The sequence below is a fragment of the Streptomyces phytophilus genome (assembly GCF_013870535.1).
In the GTDB taxonomy this organism is placed as follows: Bacteria; Actinomycetota; Actinomycetes; order Streptomycetales; family Streptomycetaceae; genus Streptomyces; species Streptomyces phytophilus.
The window spans coordinates 1-6,793 of sequence record NZ_JACBXC010000220.1 but is presented as its reverse complement, the minus strand read 5'-3'; the positions used below and the strand labels follow the sequence as shown (position 1 = coordinate 6,793).

Here is a 6,793-nt window from a genome sequence, read left to right as displayed (position 1 = left end):
GCCCCTCGCCGCCGTCGGCGGCCGTCTCGACCCGCTGCGTCATGCGTACGACGTTACGTGTTCGACTCTGCGCCTGCGCGCCCGCCCCGGGCGAGGGCGGCCTCGCGGCGGCGTACGTACCAGATGCCGACGAGACCGAGGCCCGCGCCCGCGAGGCAGGTCCACAGCCACCACATGCGGTCGTGGTCGTCCAGCCGGCCGACGAACGGCAACTGGACGAGGAAGAGCACGAACCACAGCACGGTGCCGCCGACGGTCACCGCCATGATGTCGCCCTCGAACGGCTCCGGCGCCGGATGCCTGTACGCCTTCTTGCCCATGTCACCAGGGTACGGGCCCGGGGGCGGCGGCATACTGAGTGGGCGCCGAAGTCCGGCCGCCGTACAGCGCGAAGGTCACGCATGCCCCCCACCGCGAAGACCGCCAGCACGGACCCCGGGGACGGCCCCCCACCTCGGCCGTCCGCCCCCCGCTCCCGTATCGACGCCTTCTTCCACATCTCGCGCCGCGGCTCGTCCGTCACCCAGGAGCTGCGCGGCGGGCTGGCGACCTTCTTCGCCATGGCGTACATCATCGTGCTGAACCCGATCATCCTGGGCTCGGCGACGGACAAGTTCGGCCACAAGCTGGACCACGGCGAGCTGGTCACGGCCACCGTGCTGGTCGCGGCGGTGACCACGCTCCTCATGGGCGTCATCGGCAACGTCCCCGTCGCGTGCGCCGCGGGCCTCGGCATCAACGCCGTCGTGTCGCTGCAACTCGCGCCGGAGATGTCGTGGGCGGACGCGATGGGGATGGTGGTGCTGGCGGGGCTGATCATCCTGCTGCTGGTGGCCACGGGGCTGCGGGAACGGGTGATGTCCGCGATCCCCGACGGCCTGCGCAAGGCCATCGCGATCGGCATCGGCCTGTTCATCGCCCTCGTCGGCCTGGTCGACGCGGGCTTCGTCACCCGCAACCCGGACTCCGCGCAGACCACCGTCCCGCTCACCCTGGGCACGGCGGGTCACCTGAAAGGGTGGCCCGTGCTGGTCTTCATGCTGGGCCTGGGGCTGACCTTCGTGCTGCTGGCCCGCCGCTTCCGCGGCGCGATCCTGGTCAGCATCGTGACGATGACGCTGCTCGCGATGATCATCCACGCGACCGGCGACCTCCCGCAGGAGGCGTGGGGCCTCACCGCCCCGGTGGTCCCCGACAACATCGTCGAGGCCCCCCACTTCGGCCTGCTCGGCGAGGCGAGCCTCTTCGGCGGCTTCCGCGAGGCGGGGATCCTGACGGGCTGCCTCTTCGTCTTCACCGTGCTGCTGTCCGGCTTCTTCGACGCGATGGGCACGATCCTCGGCGTCACCGAGGAGGCCCGCCTCCTCGACGAACACGGCCGCCTCCCCGAGATGAACCGGGTCCTCATGGCCGACGGCGCCGCCGTCGCCCTCGGCGGCGCCGCCTCCGCCTCGGCCAGCACCGCCTTCGCCGAGTCCACGGCGGGCGTCGGCGAGGGCGCCCGCACGGGCCTGGCGAACCTCGTCACGGGCGCGATGTTCCTGCTGGCGCTGGTCTTCACCCCGCTGGTGACGATCGTCCCGTCGCAGGCGGCGACGCCGGCGCTGGTGGTGGTCGGCTACCTCATCCTGTCGGCCAACATCCGCAGCATCGACTGGTCCGACCCGACGATCGCGGCCCCGGCGTTCCTCACGATCATCCTCATGCCCTTCAGCTACAGCATCACGGTGGGCATCGGCATGGGCTTCCTGGCCCACACCCTGCTCCGCACGGCGGTGGGCCGCCCGACGAGCGTCCGCCCGGCGCTGTGGGTGACGTCGGCGGTGTTCGTCGTCTACTTCGCCCTGGAACCCATCGAACGCTGGCTGGGCCTCAACTGACCCCGCCCCGCGCCACCTGGGCAGCGTCGAGCACCAGTTCCCACGGATACGCCTCGGGCCGCCCCTCGCCGGGCTCGTTCGGCACGAAGCCGCCGTCGCCGTAGAGAACCCGCACGCCCATGTCGCGCAACGCGTCGACGCTGCGGTGGAACTGGCTGTGCCGGACGTAGGCGGCGTTCACGCACGGCATGGCGATCAGCGGGATGCGCTTGCCGATCCCTTCGGCAGCGAAGCCGACGACGAAGTTCTCCGTGATCCCCAGGGCCCACTGGTTGAGCGTGTTGAACGTCGCGGGCGCGACGACCCCGACATCGGCGGGCGGCCACACGTCCGGCTCACCCGGCATCTTGTACGCGCTCCGCACGGGAAACCCGGTCATCTCCGCCAGCCGGTCGATGTCCCCCTCCAGCCACCGGGCGGCGGTGGGCGTCAACCCCAGACACACGGTCCACCCGAGCCCCTGCGCCCGCTGGATGACGCCTCCGACATGCAGCACGGGCGGAGCGGCACAGCCCATCAGGTAGAGCACACCCTTGTCGACCACCCGCGCAGTCCATCGCGCCGGAACGGCCCAGCGCAAGCGGGTAGCTTCGAAGGAGCAGCGACGGAACGGAGCCGTGGATGCCCCCCGATGACGATCACCCGGGCGCACGCATCGCGTACCACCGGAAGCGGGCAGGGCTGACGCAGCGCGCCCTGGCGAGCCGGATCCCGTACTCGTACAGCCTGCTCACCCAGGTCGAAAGCGGCCACAAACCCGCAAGCCCCGACCTGGTCGCCACCGTCGCGCGCACGCTGGCCGTCGACGTCACGGCGCTGACCGGCCAGCCCTACGTGACCGAGTTGCAGCAGGACCGCCTGGCCGAGCTGATCCGCCCCATCCGCGAAGCCCTCGACCTCTACGACTTGGGCGCGGACCCGGAAGTCAGCCCCCGGCCCGCGCCACAGCTCCTCTCCGCCGCCGCGCACCTGTGCGTCCAGGTACGGGCGACGCGGCTCCACGACGCGGCATCGCACCTCCCGGTGGTGATCGCCGAGATCACCACCGCCGCCCACCGCACCGGGTCCTCGAAGCTGTGGGCCGCGCTCGCCAGCACCTATCGCACGGCGCACGACATCGCCGTGAAGCTCGGCTTCTACGACCTGTCGACGGTCGCACTCGACCGCATGGACTGGGCCGCCGCCCGCGCATCCGACCCGGTACTCGGCGCGGTACGCCAGTACATGCGCGCGCTCGTCTATTTCCGCGAAGGCGAGTACACGATCGGCAAGCGCCTCATCTCATCCGGCCACGGCCTGCTGGACCAGGCCGTACCGTCGAGAGAGCGGAACGCGGTCACCGGCCAGCTCCACTTGGGCGCATGCATCATCGCGGCCCGGGCCCGCGACCGCGGCAGCGTGGACACGCACCTTGCCGAAGCACACGCACACGCGGAACGAGTGGGCGAGGCCGTGGACGTGCACTGGTTGTCCTTCGGCCCTGCCAACGTCGCCGCACACGCGGTGTCGGCGGCCATCGAAATGCGGGAGTACGGGCGGGCGCTCGCGTATGCGTCGGAGGTCGAATTCCCGGAGGACTGGCCGATCTCACGGGCGGTACACCTCCACATCGACCGCGCCCGAGCCCAGATGGAGACGGGCCGCAGCGAAGCCGCCATGGCCTCGATCGTGCAGGCGCGCCGGCTGGCGCCACAGCAGACCCGCTACCACCCGGGCGCCCGCGAGACGATCAGGGGCCTGGTCCACCAGGCGCGGCGCACCACTCACGCCTGCTGGGCCCAGTCCCATCGCCCCAGCGGCTGACAGTGGACGACCAGGGTCAGCAGTGGCAGTGGTAGCGCGGCCTGCCCAATCAGAATCTGAGGATCGGGGAACGCGTTCCCCCTCCGACGCGAACAGATCTGCGGGCCAGCGAAGTTCGTAAGTGCTCAGGTCCAGACTCACCGCGACATCATCATCCATCAGAGAGCATCTGCTGCCCTCCGTGGACAACTGCGGCTCGGGACAGACGTGAACCGTCGCTTCGGTGGCTGTCGCGGTGAGACACTCAGCCAACGCCTCCGACCGCCCCCACGCCGAGCCAGCAAGGCGGCCCCGCCCAGTCGGGCCGACCTCACTGAGGCCGCTACTTCCGCGGGGCGCCGACCTGCCAGGGCTTCGCGGAGGCGGGCGCCGGGGTGGTCGCGGTGGTGGGCCAGTGGGTGAGGCGGTCGGTTTCTTCTACGGCCGCCTGGAAGCGTTCGTCGAAGTCGTTGCGCTGCAGTAGTTGCAGCACGTAGTCCTGCACCGGCATGTCCCGCTTCGCCGCGTGGGTGCGGAGGCGGTCGAGGAGGTTGCCCTCTATTCGCAGACTCAGCACGTGTGTCCCCATGACGGCCAGCGTCGCCCGTCGCGTGTCGCGGGGGCGGGCATTCCCGTACGGGGTCATCCTTTCGGGTGGCGCGGGGCGCGCAGGCCGTAACCTCCTCTGTCTCGACTTCCGCATTTTACTTAGACAAAGTAATGAGGTACTCTAATGACCATGCCTGACCTGTCCCAGGAGGAGAACGCCGTCGCGGTGAACTCCCTCCGCTCCGCGATCATGCGGCTGACCCGCCGGCTGCGGCACCAGCGCGTGGACGAGTCGCTGAGTCCGACCGAGATGTCGGTGCTCGGCACGCTCTTCCGCTGTGGTCCGCTCGGCCCCGGTGAGCTCGCGCGCAAGGAGCACGTCCAGCCGCCGTCGATGACGCGCATCGTCGCCATGCTGGAGACCAAGGGGCTGGTCCGGCTGGAGCCGCATCCGGAGGACCGGCGGCAGAAGGTGGTCAGCCAGACCGAGCAGGCCGAGGCGATGCTCGAAGAGAGCCGCCGCAAGCGCAACGCCTGGCTGGCCGAACTGGCCGCGGGTCTGTCCGAGGAGGAGTGGGCCACCCTGCGCGACGCCGCGCCGGTGCTCGAAAAGCTGGCACATCTGCCCATGTCGGAGGCGCACCACGCTGACGGAAGACGATGACCGGAGGAGAAAGCTTTGCGTACGGGACCCGGAGCAGACTCCGCACCCGCACCCGATGACCACGAAGAAGAAGACAGCAGCAGACGCGGCACCTTCAGCTCGCTGAGGATCCGCAACTACCGGCTCTTCGCCGGCGGACAGGTGGTCTCCAACACCGGTACCTGGATGCAGCGCATCGCACAGGACTGGCTGGTGCTCAGCCTCACCGGCTCCGCCACCGCCGTCGGCATCACCACGGCGCTCCAGTTCCTGCCCATGCTGCTGTTCGGCCTCTACGGCGGCGTGCTCGCCGACCGGCTGCCCAAGCGCAGGCTGCTCCTCGCCACCCAGGCCGCCATGGGCCTCATCGGCCTCGCGCTCGCGGCGCTCACGCTGAGCGGAGCCGTGACGGTGTGGCACGTCTACCTCATGGCGTTCCTGCTCGGCCTCGCCACGGTCGTCGACAACCCGGCGCGGCAGGTGTTCGTCGCCGAGCTGGTCGGCAAGGAGCAGATGCAGAACGCCGTCAGCCTCAACGCCGCCAACTTCCAGACGGCCCGGCTGCTCGGGCCCGCCGTCGCCGGTGTGCTCATCACGGCCGTGGGCAGCGGCTGGGCCTTCCTGCTGAACGGGCTCTCGTTCCTCGCGCCCATCACCGGGCTGCTGCTCATGCGCACCGCGGAGCTGCACCGCGTCGAGCGCGCGCCGCGCGGCAAGGGGCAGTTGCGCGAGGGCCTGAAGTACGTCGCCGGCCGGCCGGAGCTGCTGTGGCCGATCGTGCTGGTCGGCTTCATCGGCACGTTCGGCTACAACTTCCCGATCTGGCTCACCGCCTACGTGGACGAGGTCTTCCACGGCGACGCCGGCACGTACGGCCTGCTGAACTCGCTGATGGCCGCCGGTTCCCTGGGCGGCGCGCTGTTCGCGGCGCGGCGCGGGGTCAGCCGGCTGCGGCTGACGGTGCTCGCGGCGGTGGCGTTCGGGGTGCTGGAGATCGTCGCGGCGGTGTCGCCGACGTTCTGGCTGTTCGCGGCGCTGCTGGTGCCGGTGGGCGCGGCCGGGCTGCTGTTCAACACGACCGCGAACGCCAGCGTCCAGCTCGCCACGGACGAGGCGATGCGCGGGCGGGTGATGAGCCTGTTCGTCATGGTGTTCGTCGGCGGCACGCCGATCGGCGGGCCGGTCGTGGGCTGGGCGACGGACACGTTCGGCGCCCGGATCGGGTTCCTGACCTGCGGGGTGATCTCGGCGGTCGCGGCCGTCACGGTGGGTCTGGTGCTGGCCCGGGTCGGTGGGCTGCGGCTGCGGATAGACCTGCGGCGGGGGCGCAAGCACGTCGCGTTCGTGCCGTCGCAGCGGGCGGAGGAACTGGCTCCGGCGGCGTAGCCGCGCGGGGCGGCCGGACGCGGCGGGGGGCTGATCGCGCGTCCTCGGGGTCGTACGGGCCAGTCGTACAGGCCGTGCGTGCGGGCCATGCGTGGGCCATGCGTACGGGCCGTGCGTCTCGTACGGCCCCTTCCGCATCCCCTCAGTCGAACCAGCGCGCCTCCCCCAGCTCCCGCGTCCGCGTCGGGTCCTCCAGCAGCGCCGCCGCCTCGAACCGCCGCTGCCACTGCCCCGTCGCCCACGCGAGCCCCGCCGCCAGCCCCTCCATCGTCGCCGCGTGGACCGTGCCGTCCGGGGTGCGGCGCCAGTCGAGTTCGGTGCCGCCGGCCGTGAGCTGCTCGTGTTCCTCGTACGTCGCCGGGGTGTCCGGGCCCAGCAGGTCCCGTACGGGCTCCGGGACTTCGCGGGTCTCGCCCGCGGTCTCCACCGGGGCCTCGTACGCCTCCGTCAGCCGGCGGACCTGGACGCCTTCCACGTCGGCGGTGCGGTCCGCCCGCGGGGCTGGTCGGGTCCGGTGTCGCCGGAGTCGGTGGCGGAGTGGCGGCGGCTGCTG

Annotated in this window: 7 protein-coding genes and 1 pseudogene; 4 read left to right on the top strand and 4 right to left on the bottom strand. The window is 71.2% G+C overall.

Features of this window, described 5'->3' with window-relative positions; all coding sequences use genetic code 11:
• Positions 1 to 53: 53 nt before the first annotated feature.
• A complete protein-coding gene (locus H5J30_RS13015) occupies positions 54 to 320 on the bottom strand; it encodes a DUF2530 domain-containing protein (protein WP_181787593.1) in 267 nt (88 codons plus the stop codon).
• A gap of 81 nt (positions 321 to 401) precedes the next feature.
• On the opposite strand from H5J30_RS13015, the gene H5J30_RS13010 reads away from it, so the two are divergent.
• Complete coding sequence (locus tag H5J30_RS13010) at positions 402 to 1,880, top strand: NCS2 family permease (RefSeq protein ID WP_181787592.1); 1,479 nt, start codon at positions 402 to 404, stop codon at positions 1,878 to 1,880.
• On the opposite strand, the gene H5J30_RS13005 is transcribed toward H5J30_RS13010, so the two are convergent.
• Positions 1,873 to 2,397: a flavoprotein gene (locus H5J30_RS13005; protein WP_181787594.1), complete on the bottom strand. Its 525-nt coding sequence runs from the start codon at positions 2,395 to 2,397 to the stop codon at positions 1,873 to 1,875. The two genes, H5J30_RS13010 and H5J30_RS13005, sit on opposite strands and share 8 nt — an antisense overlap.
• A 104-nt stretch (positions 2,398 to 2,501) precedes the next feature.
• Between H5J30_RS13005 and H5J30_RS13000 the strand changes: the two genes are divergently transcribed.
• Complete coding sequence (locus H5J30_RS13000) at positions 2,502 to 3,683, top strand: helix-turn-helix domain-containing protein (protein WP_181787591.1); 1,182 nt, start codon at positions 2,502 to 2,504, stop codon at positions 3,681 to 3,683.
• Positions 3,684 to 4,005: 322 nt separating this feature from the next.
• On the opposite strand, the gene H5J30_RS12995 is transcribed toward H5J30_RS13000, so the two are convergent.
• On the bottom strand, positions 4,006 to 4,251 hold the full coding sequence (locus H5J30_RS12995; protein ID WP_258563293.1) for a BrnA antitoxin family protein: 246 nt from the start codon (positions 4,249 to 4,251) through the stop codon (positions 4,006 to 4,008).
• Positions 4,252 to 4,401: 150 nt separating this feature from the next.
• On the opposite strand from H5J30_RS12995, the gene H5J30_RS12990 reads away from it, so the two are divergent.
• Together H5J30_RS12990 and H5J30_RS12985 are read left to right on the top strand one after the other, a co-directional pair.
• Positions 4,402 to 4,875: a MarR family winged helix-turn-helix transcriptional regulator gene (locus tag H5J30_RS12990; RefSeq protein WP_181787589.1), complete on the top strand. Its 474-nt coding sequence runs from the start codon at positions 4,402 to 4,404 to the stop codon at positions 4,873 to 4,875.
• Between the two features lie 15 nt (positions 4,876 to 4,890).
• Positions 4,891 to 6,240, top strand: coding sequence for an MFS transporter (locus H5J30_RS12985; RefSeq protein WP_181787588.1), 1,350 nt, complete (start codon positions 4,891 to 4,893; stop codon positions 6,238 to 6,240).
• A gap of 142 nt (positions 6,241 to 6,382) precedes the next feature.
• On the opposite strand, the pseudogene H5J30_RS12980 reads toward H5J30_RS12985, so the two are convergent.
• Positions 6,383 to 6,793: pseudogene (locus H5J30_RS12980) on the bottom strand (sacsin N-terminal ATP-binding-like domain-containing protein); the annotation flags it as partial.

What these genes read in the sequence shown, in the direction of transcription:
- H5J30_RS13015 (WP_181787593.1), bottom strand. Translation starts at nt 320, where the DNA reads ATGGGCAAGAAGGCGTACAGGCATCCGGCGCCGGAGCCGTTCGAGGGC.
- H5J30_RS13010 (WP_181787592.1), top strand. Translation starts at nt 402, where the DNA reads ATGCCCCCCACCGCGAAGACCGCCAGCACGGACCCCGGGGACGGCCCC.
- H5J30_RS13005 (WP_181787594.1), bottom strand. Translation starts at nt 2,397, where the DNA reads ATGGGCTGTGCCGCTCCGCCCGTGCTGCATGTCGGAGGCGTCATCCAG.
- H5J30_RS13000 (WP_181787591.1), top strand. Translation starts at nt 2,502, where the DNA reads ATGCCCCCCGATGACGATCACCCGGGCGCACGCATCGCGTACCACCGG.
- H5J30_RS12995 (WP_258563293.1), bottom strand. Translation starts at nt 4,251, where the DNA reads ATGGGGACACACGTGCTGAGTCTGCGAATAGAGGGCAACCTCCTCGAC.
- H5J30_RS12990 (WP_181787589.1), top strand. Translation starts at nt 4,402, where the DNA reads ATGCCTGACCTGTCCCAGGAGGAGAACGCCGTCGCGGTGAACTCCCTC.